This window comes from Xanthomonas hawaiiensis, from assembly GCF_031834635.1.
Classification (GTDB): Bacteria; Pseudomonadota; Gammaproteobacteria; order Xanthomonadales; family Xanthomonadaceae; genus Xanthomonas_A; species Xanthomonas_A sacchari.
Map to the genome: position 1 here is coordinate 41,990 of NZ_CP115873.1, position 17,662 is coordinate 59,651.

At 61.8% G+C, this 17,662-nt stretch carries 15 protein-coding genes and 1 pseudogene; 14 read left to right on the plus strand and 2 right to left on the minus strand.

Translation table 11 applies throughout. The annotated features are described in order from the left end of the window. Positions 1–226: 226 nt before the first annotated feature. The 13 genes and pseudogenes from PG878_RS00205 to PG878_RS00265 all read left to right on the plus strand — a co-directional run bounded on the left by PG878_RS00205 (position 227) and on the right by PG878_RS00265 (position 14,850). Positions 227–3,004, plus strand: coding sequence for a TonB-dependent receptor (locus PG878_RS00205; protein ID WP_209029974.1), 2,778 nt, complete (start codon positions 227–229; stop codon positions 3,002–3,004). A gap of 262 nt (positions 3,005–3,266) precedes the next feature. Then, the gene (locus tag PG878_RS00210) at positions 3,267–7,103 is read left to right on the plus strand and encodes a LamG-like jellyroll fold domain-containing protein (protein WP_425611794.1); all 3,837 of its coding nucleotides are present in this window, start codon (positions 3,267–3,269) and stop codon (positions 7,101–7,103) included. Positions 7,104–7,348: 245 nt separating this feature from the next. Next, the gene (locus PG878_RS00215; RefSeq protein WP_209029973.1) at positions 7,349–7,558 is read left to right on the plus strand and encodes a hypothetical protein; all 210 of its coding nucleotides are present in this window, start codon (positions 7,349–7,351) and stop codon (positions 7,556–7,558) included. A 92-nt stretch (positions 7,559–7,650) separates the two neighbouring features. After that, positions 7,651–9,048 carry an ATP-binding protein gene (locus tag PG878_RS00220; RefSeq protein WP_209029972.1) on the plus strand — a complete coding sequence of 466 codons (1,398 nt, stop codon included), beginning with the start codon at positions 7,651–7,653 and terminating at the stop codon, positions 9,046–9,048. A gap of 282 nt (positions 9,049–9,330) precedes the next feature. After that, the gene (locus PG878_RS00225; RefSeq protein ID WP_209029971.1) at positions 9,331–9,717 is read left to right on the plus strand and encodes a hypothetical protein; all 387 of its coding nucleotides are present in this window, start codon (positions 9,331–9,333) and stop codon (positions 9,715–9,717) included. A gap of 1,162 nt (positions 9,718–10,879) precedes the next feature. After that, complete coding sequence (locus PG878_RS00230; protein ID WP_209029969.1) at positions 10,880–11,209, plus strand: hypothetical protein; 330 nt, start codon at positions 10,880–10,882, stop codon at positions 11,207–11,209. A gap of 116 nt (positions 11,210–11,325) precedes the next feature. Beyond that, a pseudogene (locus tag PG878_RS00235) lies at positions 11,326–11,833 on the plus strand (O-acetyl-ADP-ribose deacetylase). A gap of 137 nt (positions 11,834–11,970) precedes the next feature. Continuing rightward, positions 11,971–12,666, plus strand: a complete 696-nt coding sequence (locus PG878_RS00240; RefSeq protein ID WP_311186000.1) for a DUF1963 domain-containing protein — start codon at positions 11,971–11,973, stop codon at positions 12,664–12,666. A gap of 175 nt (positions 12,667–12,841) precedes the next feature. Then, complete coding sequence (locus PG878_RS00245; protein ID WP_209029968.1) at positions 12,842–13,138, plus strand: hypothetical protein; 297 nt, start codon at positions 12,842–12,844, stop codon at positions 13,136–13,138. Between the two features lie 116 nt (positions 13,139–13,254). Continuing rightward, positions 13,255–13,650, plus strand: a complete 396-nt coding sequence (locus PG878_RS00250) for a hypothetical protein (RefSeq protein ID WP_209029967.1) — start codon at positions 13,255–13,257, stop codon at positions 13,648–13,650. Positions 13,651–13,780: 130 nt separating this feature from the next. Further along, the gene (locus PG878_RS00255) at positions 13,781–14,263 is read left to right on the plus strand and encodes a hypothetical protein (RefSeq protein ID WP_209029966.1); all 483 of its coding nucleotides are present in this window, start codon (positions 13,781–13,783) and stop codon (positions 14,261–14,263) included. 200 nt (positions 14,264–14,463) lie between these two features. Continuing rightward, positions 14,464–14,661 (plus strand): hypothetical protein, encoded by a 198-nt coding sequence (locus tag PG878_RS00260; protein ID WP_209029965.1) that lies wholly within the window; start codon positions 14,464–14,466, stop codon positions 14,659–14,661. Beyond that, positions 14,662–14,850, plus strand: coding sequence for a hypothetical protein (locus PG878_RS00265; RefSeq protein ID WP_311186001.1), 189 nt, complete (start codon positions 14,662–14,664; stop codon positions 14,848–14,850). It abuts the gene before it with no gap. A gap of 207 nt (positions 14,851–15,057) precedes the next feature. Here the strand turns inward: PG878_RS00265 and PG878_RS00270 are convergent, their stop codons facing one another. Both PG878_RS00270 and PG878_RS00275 read right to left on the minus strand, forming a co-directional pair. Continuing rightward, positions 15,058–16,443 carry an XVIPCD domain-containing protein gene (locus PG878_RS00270; protein WP_209029964.1) on the minus strand — a complete coding sequence of 462 codons (1,386 nt, stop codon included), beginning with the start codon at positions 16,441–16,443 and terminating at the stop codon, positions 15,058–15,060. A 14-nt stretch (positions 16,444–16,457) separates the two neighbouring features. Further along, positions 16,458–16,970: a hypothetical protein gene (locus tag PG878_RS00275; RefSeq protein WP_209029963.1), complete on the minus strand. Its 513-nt coding sequence runs from the start codon at positions 16,968–16,970 to the stop codon at positions 16,458–16,460. Positions 16,971–17,359: 389 nt separating this feature from the next. Between PG878_RS00275 and PG878_RS00280 the strand changes: the two genes are divergently transcribed. Further along, positions 17,360–17,605: a hypothetical protein gene (locus tag PG878_RS00280; RefSeq protein ID WP_209029962.1), complete on the plus strand. Its 246-nt coding sequence runs from the start codon at positions 17,360–17,362 to the stop codon at positions 17,603–17,605. The last annotated feature ends 57 nt before the right edge of the window (positions 17,606–17,662 follow it).

Genomic DNA, 17,662 nt, shown 5'->3' on the forward strand with positions numbered 1-17,662 from the left:
GACTAGCGGTGTCATTTTCGTGCGGCAACACGCGTTTCGGCACTGGCCGGCATCGCGATCCTGCGCTATCTCATTGACTCAAAAGACCCTGCAGCCGCCGGTCACTCTGTTGCGCTGCAAGATGCCGCAATGTTTCGCAACTGTTAACGTTGGTTTTGACTAGCGGTGTCATTCGCGACAACGCCCGTAGTTCAACGCCGTCATGGAACCCTTGGGAGGGGAGGACATGCAATCACGTACCGAACGCCGGAAGACACCGGTTACCTTGCTCGCGCTGTCGATCGGCCTGGCCCTGCAGGCCGGTGCGCTGCAGGCGCAGGAGGCGCCAGCGTCCGCGCCGCCCGCCACGGCCTCGGCCGATGCCACCACCGAGCTCGACACCGTCGTCGTCACCGGCTACCGCGCCAGCGTGGAGAAGGCGCTGGACATCAAGCGTGCCGAAAAGGGCATGGTCGACGCCATCGTCGCCGAGGACGTGGGCAAGTTCCCGGATACCAACCTGGCCGAATCGCTGCAGCGCATCCCCGGCGTGGTCATCACCCGCGACGCCGGCGAAGGCCGCAACATCTCCGTGCGCGGCCTCGGCCCGGACTTCACCCGCGTGCGCATCAACGGCATGGAAGCGCTGACCACGGTCGGCGCCAGCGACCAGAGCGGCGGCACCAACCGCGGCCGCGGCTTCGACTTCAACGTGTTCGCCTCGGACCTGTTCACCCAGATGGTGGTGCGCAAGACCGCCTCGGCCGACGTCGAGGAAGGCTCGCTGGGCGCCACGGTCGACCTGCGCACCGCGCGGCCGTTCGACTACGACGGCTTCACCTTCGCCGCCAACGGCCAGGCCACCTACAACGGCATGTCGCAGAAGGCCGATCCGCGCATCGCCGCGCTGGTCGCCAACACCTGGGCCGACGGCACCTTCGGCGCGCTGATGTCGGTGGCCTATTCCGAGCGCCAGGTGCTCGAGGAAGGCAGCGGCACCACGCGCTGGGCCAACGGCCCCAGCAACAACGGCTACAGCCCCACCTCGCCGTTCGCCGCGGCCAACAGCGCCAATGTGTTCAGCCCGCGCATCCCGCGCTACACGCAGATGGAGCACGAGCAGAACCGCCTGGGCGTGACCGGCTCGCTGCAGTGGAAGCCCAACGACAGCACCGAGTTCTCGCTGGACGGCCTGTACTCGAAGATCGACGCCAAGCGCGACGAGCACTACATCGAGGCGATCAGCTTCAGCCGCGGCCGCTCGCAGAACGGCAAGCCGGACATGATCGTGCGCGACGGCTACGTCGACCCGGCCTCCGGCGCGCTGCTATACGGCCGCTTCGACAACACCGACATCCGCTCGGAGAATCGCCACGACGAGTGGAACACGGTCTTCAAGCAGCTCACCCTCAACGGCGAGCACCGCTTCAGCGACACCTTCAAGATCACCGGCGAGATCGGCAGCTCCAGTTCCAAGCACCGGAACCCGATCCAGACCACGATCATCATGGACAAGAACAACGTCGCCGGCTACAGCTACGACTACCGCAACAGCTACACCTCGCCGGTGTTCAACTACGGCATCGACCCGACCGCCGCCAACGGCTGGACCCTGGCCGAAGTGCGCATGCGTCCGCAGTCGGCCAACAACAGCTTCGACACCGGCTCGCTGAACTTCGAGTGGAACCTGGGCACCAACTTCACCCTCAAGGGCGGCGTGCTGGCCAAGAACTACGGCTTCGACACCAAGGAGTTTCGCCGCGCGTCCGAGACCAGCGTGCCGACCTTCGCCACCGGCAACCGCATCGTGCCGGTCGACCTGGTGACGCTGGCCGGGCTCAAGGGCATCGAGGGCACGCCGTCGACCTGGGCGGTACCCGACCTCAACGGCATCGCCGATGCGCTGGGCATCTACAGCGGCACCGGCACCTGGACGCTGACCGAGCGCGCGGTCAACACCCGCAGCGTGGAAGAGAAGGACCGCGGCGCCTGGTTGATGGGCGACTTCGCCTTCGACATCGGCGTGATCCCGTTCTCCGGCAACGTCGGCGTGCGCTACGTGAAGACCAACCAGTCCTCCACCGGCTACGCCCTGGTCGGCTCCAACCTGATCAACACCACGGTCGAGCGCACCTACAACGACACCCTGCCGTCGTTGAACCTGGTCGCCGAGATCACCCCGGACTTCCTGGTCCGCTTCGGCGCTGCCAAGGTGATGACGCGGCCGGGCCTGGGCAGCCTGACCCCGGGCGTGACCGTCGCCGTCGCCGGCGGCGCGCGCACGGTCAGCGGCGGCAATCCGAACCTGGATCCGATCCGCGCCAAGACCGCCGACCTCGGCTTCGAGTGGTACCTGCAGGAAGGCGCGATGCTCGGCCTGGCGCTGTTCTACAAGGACATCGACAGCTTCGTGCAGACCGCGCGCACCATCGCCCCGTACTCCAGCAGCGGCCTGCCGGTCAGCCTGCTCGACGGCACCGGCGCGGCGGCCACCGACGACTTCGTCTTCAGCGTGCCGCTCAACACCCCGGGCGGCAAGCTGAAGGGCGCCGAGTTCAACTACATCCAGCCCTTCACCTTCCTGCCGGGCAAGTGGGCCAACTTCGGCACCCAGCTCAACTACACCTACGTGCAGTCGAAGATCCAGTACGTCACCGGCACCGGCGCGCTGTCGTTCAACACCGACCTTACCGGCCTGTCGAAGAACTCGTACAACGCCACGCTGTTCTACGAAGGCGAGCGCTTCAGCGGCCGTGTGTCGCTGACCCACCGCGACGGCTACCTGACCCAGGTGCCGGCCACGGAGACCGGCTTCGACATGCACGGCATGCGCGGCACCAACGTCGTCGACGCCAAGCTGACCTACAAGATCGACGAGAAGATCGACATCAGCCTGGAAGGCTCGAACCTGACCAATGTGCCGTACTACGAGTGGGTGCAGACCAGCGCGAATGGCGCGCAGTTGCCGCTGACCTACAGCGAGACCGGCCGCCAGTACGCGATCGGGGTGCGTTACAAGTTCTGATGTCTGCGTGCGCCGGTGCCGCGCTGCGGCATCGGCAACGCCCCGCTGCCCGCATACTCGCGGGCCGGGGAGGGAGGTCGTCGCGCGCTGCCATGGCGCGCGCCGATCGCAAAGGAGCGAGATGAAACAGGCAATTCGCAGTGGCGCCGTCGCCGACCACATCGTCGCGGCTGGAGCCGCTCCTACACGCGCACCGGCTCCTCGTAGGAGCGGCTTCAGCCGCGACAGCTGGCCTCGATCGACCACGGCACTCCCCGTGCGCCTGCGCGGCACGCTCCACCGTCTCGTACTGCTGTGCGGACTCGTCTGCCCCACCATCGCGGCCGCCGCCGCGGCTCCCGAACTCCTGTTCCGCGTCTCCGCCGACAAAGGCCTGGACGCCGACGTCGCCCATGGCGACCCCCAACCCAACTTCCGCGACAAGATCGTCCTGGTGCCGACTGGCGTCTCCGGCCAGGCGATCGAATGGGCCGACGACGGCGTGCTGTCCTGGAACGCACCGGGCAACGTCTACACCCAGCGCGGCACGCTGTCGTTCTTCTGGCGCTCGCGCTATCCGGTGGGCGAAGCGCCGTTCGTGATCTTCCGCGTCGGCTACGCCGACCACACCAGCTGGGACATGGCCTGGCTGCGCATCGACTGGAACGGCCACGGCTTCGATGCCTTCGTCACCGACGCCAACCTGGCGCGCACCCGCGTCTCCTTCAAGCTCGACAAGTACCCGTCGCCCAGCGCCTGGACCCACCTGGCCTTCGCCTGGGACGAGACCCGCGGCGTGCGCCTGTACGTGGACGGCAAGGAGGCCGCGCGCGTGGACTGCACGCAGGCCTGCGCCGATGGCGGCTCGCTCGACTTTGACGCCGCGCTCGACCAGCTCGGCCTGGCCGCGCGCGTGCTCGCCCCGCACCAGGTGCAGAGCCGCTACAACTTCCTGCGCGGCAGCGACTTCGACGAGATCCGCGTCTACGACCGCATGCTCGACGCCGCCGGCGTCGCTGCCCTCGCCAAGCAACAGGAACCGCGCAGCGCCGAGGTCGTGCCAGACAGCGCCGCGCGCAACGCCTGGCTGCACCGCTTCGGCTGGGACCACGGCCGCGCACCGCCGGCGCTGGATGCCCCGTCCACGCGCATCCGCAAGGTCGAGTTCGCCGACGCCAAGGATCTCAAGGAATGGATGTGGAAGGCGACAGACGGCATCGCCGAGACCACCTGGCCCGGCGTCTACAACCGCTCGCGCCTGCACGGCCGCAACGACTACTTCCAGCTGCCCGACTGGAACGTCTACGTCGAAGGCGGCAAGGCGCTGGACCTCGCGCTGCCCGACGAACCGTTCAACCGCATCGAACTGCGCGGCGCCGCCTATGGCCAGGCCACCTATGCCGCTGAGGGCGCGACGCCCTCGCCGCTGTTCGCGCGCGCGCAGGGCACCGTGCGCAGCGTCGATCAGTTCGAACGCCGCCGCGGCGGCCACCTGCGTTTCACCAACGTCGCCCAGGAAACCCCGATCCAGGAGATCTGGGCCTACGACGTCGGGGCCGGTGCCGAGCCGGCCAACCCCAGCGCCACGCTGCGCTACACCGTGCGCAGCGACATCGCCCCGGACTACGCCAACCTCGCCGCGCTGCGCGCCTACATCGCCGGGCGCTACCCGCCGGACGAGCGCAGCACCGTGGTCGCGCTGCCGACCAAGGCGCCCTCACGCAAGCGTGCCAACGAAAAGACCGCGGTGCCGCCGCTGCCCATCGTCCACGTGCTCATCCCCTCCAATCTCGGCGACGCACCGGCCGCGCAGCCGCTGATGCGCAGTTGGTCCTACGGATGGGAGAACATGCACGACGGCCTGGACGGCATCGCCATCGACCTGCCGGCACTGCAGCTGCCGGCCACGCACAACGGCCTGATCCCGCTCAACATCCGCGTCAAGGATCCGATCTGGCCCGGCCGCGACATGCTCGACGTGTCGGTGTCGGTCGCGCCCGGGCAGGCGCGCACCCTGTGGCTGGACCTGCGCGACCGCATCCTGACCGACGACAGCCTGATGCTCAGCATCGCCTCGGCGGCGCCCGGCTTCGACGCGCGCGCGCTGGACGGCGCGCAACTGCGCCTGCTGTTCAAGCCGCGCGAGCAGGCCAAGGCCGAGCACATCGCCGACCGCTTCAACCAGGTGAAGGACAACTGGGGCTTCCTGGTCGAGGAACACACCACCTCCAAGCGCCAGCGCCTGTACGCGCGCCTGGATGCCGACATCCACGACCTGCTGCGGGTGGACCCGGACAACGCGCTGGGCCGCCAGTACTGGGCCGACATCAGCTACGGCAACCAGGGCCCGCTGCCGGTGCAGTTGCCGCAGCCGCCCAAGGGCGTGCCGGGCTGGGCGTTCTGGCAACTGGAAGACCTCAAGGCCACGCGCCGCTACATCAACTGGTGGATCGACGAACGCCAGGTCGACTACGGCGATTTCGGCGGCGGCATCTCCGACGATTCCGACCTCACCCAGCAATGGCCCGGCGTCGCCCTGATGGGCGTGGACCCGGACAAGCTCAACGCCTCGCTCACCGCATTGTCCGACGCCAACTACCGCAACGGCATGTTCACCGACGGCCTCTCCACCATCGAGACCGACGAACTGCATTCATACGAGGACGGCATCAACATCAACAGCGAAATGCTCTACCTCAACTGGGGCGACCCGCTGACGGTGGAGCGGCTGATGCGCACGGTGAAGGCCTTCGACCGCATCATCCAGGTCAACCCGCAGGGCCACCTGCTGTTCGCCAGCAACTGGTTCGGCGGACGCAAGGTCTACCGCGAACCGAACTGGCAGTGGCAGAAGCCCTATTCGTTCCCGATCCTGCACCCGGCGCTGCTGCTGGGCGGCTACAACGCCGACCCCAACAGCCGCCGCATCGTCACCGGCCTGGCCGACGGCTACCTGGCCCACGCCTACACCGACGCCAAGGGCCAGTGGGCGCTGCCCAACGAGATCAACTGGGCCACCGGCAAGACCCGCGGCGGCAGCCTGTTCGACGGCAGCGGCGGCCCCGACACCCTGCACACTTTCTGGGCCGCCTACCGCTGGACCGGGGACGCGCGCTACCTCCAGGCCATCGACTACCGCGTCGCCAAGGCCGGCCCGGGCGGCCTGTCCCTGCTCAACGAGAACTTCCTCGACGTGCTCGGCAAGCGCGACAGCTGGGGCGCCAGCCTGGCCAAGACCGCGGCCGACGCCGAGGCCGACGACGCCCCGGACTTCGCCCACCATGTCGCCTGGGAACAGAGCGGCGACCCGCGCTGGCTGGAAACCCTGTACCGCGCCGAGACCCGCGACAAGCTGCAGACCTTCTACATGAACACCGAAGGCCACTGGTGGAGCGATCGCGTCGAATCGCCCACCGTGAACCTGCAGCGCGCCCGCCTCGGCGGCGTCGCCCTCAAGCGCAACCAGACCTACCCCGGCCACACCGTCAGCTGGCGCTTCGCCGATCCGGAAGGCGCGGTGCAGGTAGCGCTGCTGCTGCCGAAGCCGCGGCAGGATCGCTTTACCGTCATCGGCTACAACACCAGCGGCAAGGTGCAGCGGGCGCAGATGACGGGGTGGAATGTCGCGGCCGGGCAGTGGCGGATGCGTGCGGGTGTGGATCGCGATGGCGATGGGAAGATCGACGGCAAGGCCGCCTCACGCGAGTTCGCGTTCGAGAAGAGCGGGGCGGTGGATGTGGAATTCCCGGCCGGTAAGACGGTGGTGATGGAGTTCGAGTTGGTCACGCCGGCTGCGGTGCCGATCGAGCAGCGGCCGGATCTGGGGATTGGACGTGGGGATGTGCGGGTGACTGCGGACGCTATCGAGGTCACCGTGCATAGCCTGGGGCATGTGGATGCGCCGGCGGGGTTTGTGGTGTTGGAGGATGCGCGGGGTCGCGAATTGGCGCGGGCGGCGTTTCCGGCGCTAGTGGCGCCGCGCGATCTGGAACCCAAGACGGCGAATGTGCGGTTGGTGGTGCCGGGAGGAAAGAGCGCAAAGGGAGGACGGGTGCATGTCGTCACCGAGGGCGACGTGGCGGAACTGACCCAGCGGAATAATGTGGTGGATGTGCCCTGATCTAATCGGGCCCACATCAAGATGCGCCCTTGCCTAGCAGGGTGCGCATTCACCTCGGAATGTTCCCGACTGACGGCTGCATTTGTCTCCCCAAAAAGTGTGACGCTGTGCTAGAACAGGGTTGTCTGTGGGGGAGAACGGACTTCCATCGGACCTGATAGGACGGTTGCGCCTGGGGATACGCGGCGTAGCGCGTCCATGTGTAATGAGAGCGCTAGGACGCCACATTTTCTCAGGGGAAATCGATGTTTACCAAAGTCTCGATCATCGCGGCGCTAGCCGGGTTTGCCTTGTGCCTGTCTGCTGCATCTGCGGATGCACGTGTGCGCGCGGCGGGTTCACACCACACGACCAGTCATGGTGGGCATTACGCGTCGGGCCATGGCTCTTCGCATAAGGGTGGCAGCTATCGTAGCCCGGACACCGACAATCAATACCGCCGGCATAAGTACTAGCTCTATAGCTGCGACTTAGAGGCAAAAAGCGTAACCGAGGTCAGACTGAGGTTATCTGGCACTGAAACAACATAATCAACCATTATCGGCGCATGAATAATCCTTTATTGCGGCTTCCCTCACGATATGAAGACCTCGATCCAGCATTTAGAGGCCGCCTCCGACCGAATGCTGACCTTATCGCGCTAGTCCAGCGCTCCTTTCAAAGCATGCGAATGGGGGGCGGCATCCGATTTCTTCCCCTTTATGGAATTAGCGGAGCGGGAAAGAGTTCAGCAGCCTTGGAACTTGAGACCCATCTGCCTGAGTCGAAAGTTGTGCAGTTGAGTCGTGCAGCCATCCAAAGCAGGACTGTTTTGGAACAGGAGATTTCTGACGCACGCTCCCGCCTTCTGCCTGACCAGTTGCTTATAGCGGTGATCGATCAACATGAAGAATCGGTGGCTGAGCGAGGCAATATTCCAACTGCATTCGTAGAGTCTTTGGCGCTGCTGGATCGCGGCACGCTACGCATGACACCGGTGCTTTTCATTTGGCTAACCACCAGTCGAGAGTTTCAGTCTCACCTAGCTGATGCCACGAATCGAAATCAGCGGATCCTAGTTTCGCGAGATTTTTCGCTTTCCGGACCGGAAAGAGTAGAATGGCCGGCCATTATTGAAGATACGTTCCGCTTCCACAATGGTGGTAGAGACTTGGCCGACTATGAGGTCCTTACTTCAGATCTTATCGAAGTTGCTCATGCTGGTCACTCCCTAGGTGAAGCGATTGCGATCACTGGCGAACGGCTTTATGCCTTCAACCCCAGCTTGCACGATCTCTCGCAATACATGGTCGTAATGCTATGGCCGGTATGCGACGGACTTCGTATCCAGCGGGTCCAGCAATTTACAGACGCGCGCCAAGGTTACAAACTGGATTGGAACGCGTGGTATCGAGATCTCAACAACGAAGATAAGAAGCAGCTACCGCTACAAGCTCTAAATCGGGCTCGGCTGTACTTCGACTTACGGCTGGTGCCAATTGCCGCTGCCGATCTCTACCCTCTCTGCCAAGAGCTGGATAACGATTCTTTTCGCTTGCACCGTACGTATTTGGAGCGATTGGGAAATACACACTTTGTTACAATTTTGAAGGATGAATGGAATCCTGACGGGTATGCGCCACTTCGTGAACGTGAATCGCAACGAGCTACTCGCGCTAAGGAGTGGTACGAAACAGTAACTAGCTCGCCCACCCAGCTCGGGCAACGTATTGCGCGAGCGCTCAGAGATATTAACGTGCAAGCACAACATGAAAAAATGGTTGAATCACCGCACTCTCGTGTCCGAGCAGATGTCTTTGTTACTCGACAACCTACGCCTCCGAACGTAATCGTCGAGCTAAAGGCATTCTCGTCGGCAAACACGATGCCATCAACTATTAGCGACGCAATCAAGACCACACTCAGAAGGCATGCACAACTTGCTGGATTCCTTCCGCGGCAGTAGAGAAAACAGACAAGCAGGTGTCAAAGTGCAGTTTTGTTGTGTGCGATACCCGAGGAAGGTTACCTTAATCCTAAGTTCCACTTTTGAATGTGATGGCTTTGAAAGAGCATTACGGCTACAGTTCAGCCAGCAGCCGCGGTTGAGCTTTGTTCGTCGCGTATGAATATGTTCTTATATAAGTATCACTAAATAGTCCGCGCCTGACTCGACAAGCATAATGACTGTTAACCTGAAAATTAAAGATTTGCTTTGTGCCGCCAAGCGCTAAAAAAGGAACTATCATTGCAAACATTCCTTTGGTCATTGCTTCTAGCAGCTATCAGCGCAATAACATTTGTTGCGTACAAGCATCCTTTGAGTTTTCGAAAAAAAGTCAGCCCCGGACTACTGTGGATTATAAGTGGCGTTGCTCTATTTGTATCAGGCTTATTCCTTGGTAGTGTAAGTGCTCTTTCAGAGTCTCTTTTGCTGCATTCCGCCGATAAAGACGGAAAAATGTTGTCTTTCATAGCGGGTCAATTGGCGGGCGACGTAGTGTTCTACAAAACTTCGCTGATCGCGTGTGCCATCTCTTTTTCATATATTCTCTTCCTAAATTTCCTGCCTTTATTTTTAGACTTGCCCATAGAAGAAAAAAATTCAGACATCGGGTCTGGATCAGGAGGTTAGCAATGAAAAAAGTGAAATAAATGGAGAAAATAGCCCGCTGTTGCTGGAGGTGAATGCGAATGTCGGTGAGCAGTTCGTGTGTGATAGCTTCGGCGGTCACTCTGACACTGTTTTCACTCCTTCCAAGTTCTACCTAGGCGAACCAATAGCAGTTAGGCGCCACACACGAATTTCATGGCAACCCAAACCTGGACAGAGAAAGAGTACTTGGAGTACCTGAAGCACGAACGCCAAATGTTCGCGTGGGTTCTTCGCTCTTACGGGTCATACTTACCGGCGGACGCTGACGAAGCGGCAGTTGCACGCTATCCATACGAGGAGCCAAATGATCTACGCGGGCTCATCTTTCATGACGAGGCATGGCACTGGGCTATGCTTCGCATCCACGGAGAAGCCTACTGGCTTGCCAATCCTCAGCTTGAGTCTCCGTCGCAGGAATACCTTGATGCATCATCGTCGTTGGAATCTAATAGTGGCCCCTAATAATCTATTCAAGCCGACGCCGAAGCCACTGCGCGGGTCCGCGTAGCTCAGGCGCTAGGTGCCACATCAGATGCTTAGGCAGCTTTGGGAATCATGGCAGTTCAACCTCGGGCTCGGCTTGGCTAGCCTCGGCGCTGGGCTGCTGGTAGTGTCGCCGTGCCTGCTCGTCCCGTCTTGGCGTCGTAAGCTTCTTCGGTCGAATTTAGATATCGAGGGCGTCGGCATCATCGCGCTGACAGTCGTGTTGGTCGCCGCCGGTTGTTACAACTACTTCGGTGATGGCAATGACAACTGACAACTCATGCAGACTGAACCTGCTCCGCCAGCTGGCACAAATGAAGTGCTGGACGGCGTGAACAAGGTCGTCGCAAACCTGGTAATAGCGCTCGGCGCGCTAGTCGCGCTGGTGGGACTAGTCGGCACGCCGCTCATCTTGCATCAGCTTCCGATCGCCTTGATGTTGCCAAGCGACGGACGGGCTTCCCATCCGTTCCTTCGGGCGGTCCCTGCTGAGCTGCCCTGGCCGGACTATCTGCCTTACCTTTTTCTCCTCCTGGGGGGCGTCATGCTCATCGCTGGCATACTTTCGCGCAGGAGACCTCGCGGCATTGCGACGTAGCCATTCATGCAAAGATAAGCAGCATTGCAGCGACGCTCAAAGTCAGGTGTTAACCTTCATATGTTGAGTCACACCAACTGCCGGGAGATTTGGGAATCGGCACCAAATGGGGCGTCTCTTTGCGCTCTCATCAATGGCGACATCGGCTGGCTGATGTTCTTGCCCTCGCCCGAAGATCCGGGCTTCACTTCACGCAATCCGTCCTATTCCGGTCTGCTTGACGCAATGATCGAATACAAACTCTCCAATGGCCAAGTCGACTCATATCCAGCTTCATGGGCGCTGCCGCTCGCAACGATAGAGCGAGCCCTCGCCTGTTTCCGGGACACGGGCAAGCCACCAACATTCATTTGCTGGCACAACGACTCCGATGATGATTCAGAATCTTGAGTTGCCGCCTAGAGATGCGTTCAAGCGAACCTATGCCCGGAAGGCCGAACATTCAATCATGCGTTTCGGGCGCGAAGGCTGCTTAAATTAGCTGATTTCCCTAACGAATGCCGCCCATGCTGATCCACGCCATTCAAGCCGACATCACCAAGCTCGCGCTCGATGCAATCGTCAACGCCGAGAATTCGTCTTTGCTTGGCGGTGGTGGCGTTGACGGGGCGATCCATCGCGCCGCAGGTCCTGCGTTGGTCCACGAGTGCTGATTGCTCGGTGGATGCAAGACGGGAGAGGCGAAACTCACACGCGGGTATAAGCTGCCAGCACGGTACATCGTCCACACGGTCGGGCCAGTGTGGGGGGGCGGCTCGAACGCGGAGCCCGATCTCCTTGCGTCTTGCTATGGGCGTAGCCTGGAGGTTGCGGCAAGCGCTGGAATCCGTTATCGCGTTTCCCTCCATCAGCACCGGCATCTATGGCTACCCCATCGAAGCCGCCGCCGCAGTGGCAACGACGACAGTGAAGGCCGCTGCGCTTGCACTGGGCTTCGAAGCGGTTGTCTTCTGCTGCTTCTCGGAGTCTGATCTGTACGTATACGAGCGGCTCCTTGCGCAACGTGCGGCCTGACAACGCGCTCAACCCCGACGTACCACGGAAACGGGATCGAAGCGCACTTGTCTTGGAAATGCCCACTGATCCCTGTTCTACTGAACGCAAAGCCAGTAAACATGGTCCGGCCTGGATGAGACGCGGAAGACGCACACGTGACGACGACAGCTGACGACCTCAAAGCCCAACTCGCCCGCCCGGGTGTCATCCTGGAGATCGGCGGATTCCGGCCGCCCGACGATCCACTGGCGAGTTGGTTCGGTCGCGTGAATGTCTGCGCGCCGGGCGAGGCATGGCCGGAGACGGCGGGACGGCCGATGCACGCGCTATGTCAGATCAACGTCAGCGACCTGCCGCTGCGGCCGGCCCGCCTCGCGGATATCGCACTGATTGCGGTGTTCATCGGTCCCGATACGCTCCCGGTCGATACGCCCAACGGGGAAGGGTGGTGTCTGCGGGCCTACGAGCGGCTCGATGAACTGGTCCCGCTGGCGCCACGGAATACCGATTCGCCCATCAGCGCATTTCCGATGCGGCCGCATGTTTTTCATGACGACTACCCGTGCTGGGAGGATGCGCCGATGGATCTGCCGGCAGACATCGAAGCGCGCTACCACGATCTCTTCCGGAACCTGGACGGCTTCAAGCTGGGAGGATGGCCGACGCTGATCCAGGCCGAGATCTTCTGGGCGCCGTTCAAGCGCCATCCCGCGTCGCCGGAATTCGTCTTCCAGATCGACTCCACGGACAAGGGCCGCTGGATGTGGGGCGACGGCGGCGTCGGCTACTTCGGCCGCGGAACGGCGCCCGGCAAGGAGGACGAGTGGGCGCTTGCGTGGCAGTGCTACTAGCGACGCCCGGCGGAGAAGGCTGCGGGACCAGGTGCGCAGTTGATCGAGTGATGCATCAAGCTAGGTCCTAGCAAGACTGCGCGCTATTGTGCGCAGTGCGCCGACAGGTCTACTCTGATCCAGCTGTCTGGTCGATCACATTAGGGGGTGTGATATGAAGTGTGGACTGCTGTCGTTGATCCTGCTGGCGGGTCTTGTGGCGTGTCACTCCGCGCCGTCGCCGCGGCCGGCCATCGCACATGGGGATGGCGCGTCGCCGGACCATCCCGTCGATCTGTCCGCGGCGCATAGCGAAGACGCGGGCATCGCGGCGCAACGCACATGGCTCGATCAGCACTACCCCGGCGCACGCATCAAATCGCAGTCGCTGTTGTTCGAACCGTCGGCCATGGACCTCATCACGATCGTGCTGCCCTCCGGTGAGGAGCGCGAGGTCTATTTCGACATTTCGTCCTACTTTGGGAAGTGGTGAGTGCTGCGATCGTTAGCATGATGCGATGCGCCTGCGTTAGCGCATCCGCATCAAACCCCGTGCAATGATGAAATGCCAACCTCCCCGCTTTACAGATCGATTTAGGCTCCCGCGACATGCAGCGACGTATCCATGCGTTTGGAGCGGCGACCATCTTGGCGTGTGTCGCCGGGTTCATGCTCTTCGGCTATTCGCCGACGCCTTGTGCCTGCGAAATGCCATGGCAACTGGTGTATGCCGCGTCTGGTCTACCGTTCGAGCATCCGTATCGGGCCTATGACGAAGAGCAGTTGCAGCATGGCCTCGACCGCCATCTCGCGGGATCGGTTGTCGTCGGTTCGAGCGATTACTTCCTCGACGCTTGCAAGGAAACCGCGGCACGGCACCTACGGTGCGTCATCGTTACCCAGGAGTCGCTGTTCCGGAATTCGGGCTACGTGATCGAGATGGACACGGATGCGGATGGACGGCTCGAGCGGACGTATGTGACGACCTATTCGGCGTGGCGCTAGCTGTCCGCCGCGGACGAGGGATCGCATGCAGCGACGATTGTTGCCATCTGAGAAATCTTCGTGTCCGATGCCTTGAGAACCGCCATGGCAAAGTCGTGCAACAATGCGCCTCAGCCGCTGGAGAGACCATATGCAAAAGCATCTCGCCGTACTGCTGTTGATCCTGGGCCTTGTCTGCAGCGCGCCCGCGCTCGCCCAATCCTCCAGGTCGCCCTTGCTCGGCAAATGGGTGCTCGATGTCGCGAGCATGCCGGCGCCGCCCGCGCAGCGGCCGAAGAGCGCCTCGCTCACCTACAGTGATGTGGGCAAGGGCAAGTGGCAGACGAATGCCGACATCGTCGGTGGTGATGGGCATGACATCCATGCCGTCGCCATTTATCCGCTAGACGGAACCGCAGCCCCAAGCAAAGGCTACCCGACGGTCGACACCACGGCCGTATGGCTGCCGGCGCCGAACGTGATGGTCGCCGCCTTCTACTTGAAGGGAATGCCACGCACGACGCGCACTTACACCGTCGCCCCTGACGGCAAGACGATGACCGAGACCGTGGTCTGGTTGAACATCAACGGCCAGCCGGCGATCACGATGAACCGCTTCAACCGCGCGCAGTAGCCAGTGACGCGCCGGCAGCGCATGCCATCGCGCTACGCTGCCGGCTGCGGCCGTCAGGCCAAGCACCAATCCCGGCCATGTACGCGGCCGGCAGCGAGCTGAAAAAACGGCGAATACATGAGGACCGCTTGATCCGAGCCTAAGGCGCATCGCACTACAAAGCGACGCAGTCTTTGGATAGACAGGAGCGACATGCGCGTTTGAACGTTTCGTGCGGCGATCTCATCACGGACGAAAAGTCATGCTCCGCGTTCGAGCGCGTGCTCGAGGATCTGCCGGGCATCGAGGACGCAATCAAGCAGCAGATCCTGTCCGGCCTGGACGAAGAAGACTCGGGCCTCATCCAGCCGCCCGTCGCCAGGGACTTCGCTCCCGTCCTCTGCGCTTACCGGGACTAGTTGGTCGCTGACATCGGCCACGACGACCACCTCCAGGAAACGCGGCGCGAGGACGAGACTGGCCCGGATCCTGCCGCGCTCAAGTGGGGAGAAGGCCGTGGTTGGCGCCTCTACTGCGCCAAGAACCTGTTGGCGGCCTGCGAGCACTCGGCTGTCATCGACGAGCCGGTCGTGGTGAGCGTCGGCTAATTGGTACTCGAAGCTGCTTTTACCCTACGCTTGCGCTCGACGACCATGAATGAACTTCAGCGAGTTCATGACTGGTATCGCTCCCAACGAAAAGGGCAGGGCAGAGTGCGATTGTTCCCTGTCTGCGCCCAGACGTACATTCTCACTCTGGGTCCAACCCCGGTTCGCTCCGGTTCGATAACAATCCGGGACCGACCCGGCTTGCCGTCACATTCCAGCTTTCGGAGCGACCCCCTTACTCGGATCCCCGTTCTCCATTGCCATTGCCGCTTGCTGCCGCAGTGGTTCTTCCGCTTGTGACTGCCGGATGGCCTCCACTTGTTGATAGCGTTGTCCCGCGGGTTGCGCGAGCGCATCCGCTGTCGGCATTTCTGCGCGATTCCCATCCGGATCGGGCGATAGGTTGCCGCCGGTTCGCCGAACGAGCAGCATTTCGCCCGCTGCATGCTGTCTGCTTTGCTGATTCAGACCAACCCAGATGTCATCTTCGGCTTTGAAGTTGAAGTTCTTGTCGACCGCAAGCGTTAGCGCGCTAGCGCTCAGCCGATCGCTGTGATCGTCCCATGGCTTGCCGATTTGTCGATCGATCTCGCCAACGCCGGCACGCACTTTTTGTAAGAGGGCATGGTCGGCGTGCCCAGGGTCGGCCGGCGAAAGATAGCCCCCCCGTAGGTCGCTGGTCGACGGCGGTGCTTGCGTAGGCGGTTGCAGGCGTGGACTGGTATCGTCGAATCCCCTTGGTAACGCCAGGCCTTCGACACCGAGTTCCTTGAGATTGACATTGATCTTGGGGGCAGCATGCGTTGGATTGGCGATCCGTGCCGCGCTCAACGCCTGCTGCTCGGCCGTCTCGATGAAGCGTAGCGCGTTGCCGATCTTTTGCTCGGGGTAGCCGGCTGCCTTGTAAAAATATGTCCCCATCGCGTCGACGTTCGCTGGTGTCGGCGCCATCTTCAGGTCGCTACCAAGAGTGAGTCCCGCCTTCGGCGTATACGTTGCTGGGGTTTTGCTCAGATCGACGTCGACATACATCTGCATGTCGTTCGGCGAGGCGTCGTACATCTCCTTGAGGCCGGCGTTTGGATTCCTGCTTCTCACGTATCCAGCCAGCGTATTGAAACCGGCGATCTCCGCACCGACTTCGCGCGAACGTGCGCTTTCGTTATAGGCCTTCAGCACAGGGGTGTAATCATGTGGCGCTGCACCGCGCGCAATCTGTGCGACACTCGCTTGCAGCGTCCTATCCTCTGTCAGACGCGCGTCGCGTGTGACGGCATGGTCGATTTCGTGGCCGAGGGTAAATCGCAGCGAGTTGGCCGTTTGCACATTGCCGGCCGCGGCTGAATTGAGCTGATCGATGGAAACCGCCATGGTTTTGCCGTAGGCGTTATAGGTTCCCAGCGCGCCTGCGGTAGACAAGGGCTCAAACCCGTCCAGGCGATCTTTGGCGATCTGGTCCAGGAAGGTGGCTTTCAGGCCCGGCGTCGTATCGATCAACGTGCGCAGTTGCTTGCCTGGATCGGTCGTACTGGTCTTGTGCGCTGCCTGGTAAGCGTCCAGCATCGCATCCAGTTTTTCCTGTGGCGTCGGCATGTCCGTTCTGCCTTTTATGCGTAGACGTTGATGATCACCATCGACACGCAGGTCTGGCTATCCTTCGGGCTCTCCCGCCCACGCGGATAGACCGTCACCGTGACACTGCCGCGCGAGAAATCCCAGTACTCCTCGGTCCCCAGCCGGTTGCGCATGCGTTTACCGGTGTAACCAGCCGCAGCCAGGGCCTGACTGTAATCTTCGAACGGAACGCAGATCGGTCCCATGTCTGCCTGGGAGTGCGTCTGGTCGTTGAACTGGAACAATAATCGACTCGGCGAATGTCCCGGCTCTTCGGACATCGAGCGCAGTGCGTAGTACCACGTGTCGGTCAACCTGCCGCTGACGCCATAGTCATTGGGGTCGGCGGGATTGATGTCGATATGCAGGCCGGCGTGTTTTTTGATGGCATCGGGTGAGATGTCCTGGCGGCCGTGGATATTCTCGATCAGAACGAGTACGCGCTTGGCGATCTCGCTGGCGCTGTGCGTAGGCGCATTGGATGTGGTCGTCGCGTGGCTGGACATGACGGGATTCTCGGCCGAAACGGAAGTTGGAGAGGTCGTACATGCGGACACGCCGAGCGCGCAAAGAAGCGTCAGCGACCTGCAACCTGAAAACGGAGCGGTAAAGGCGCGCAAAGGTGACCTCTACGTGGAGGAAGCCGGCTTCACGCTAATGCAACGAGCGCCCATCCGCAATTGGCCGCAGTAGACAGCTTAAGTTCGAGTGCAGCGAGGCTGGGACAACGCCAGCGCTCCACGAACAACACTCCGCGGTTACGCATGTATAAACAAAGGCATAGCGAGTGATGAGTGTCAGCGCGATGGCCTTTCCGACGATTGACCTGTATCGCTTGGTGCAGCGAGCATTACGCGGCCGTCGCATGAGCGTTCGTGACACGATTTGGAGCCCCATGACCACATTCCAATTCCAACCCCGCTGGAAGGAAGAACTCGTCTGCACCGGCCCTGGTGGCGAGTTCGTGCTGGACTTCCCGATGGGCGTGCCGACGGTCTACGTACCCACCGAGCATGCCTGGGAGCAGAGTGCACCCGTTTGGGCGCGCGACCTGTGGCCGGTGTTCAGGGCCGAGCTGGAAGCTTGGTGCGGGGCGCGCGACGTACAGTTCTTTCTGGATGGATCGGCCAAGTGCTACTGAGCCATCGCCACGGCCGAGGTGAGAACCACGCCAGCAAGCGGAAGTGCGCGGCTTGAT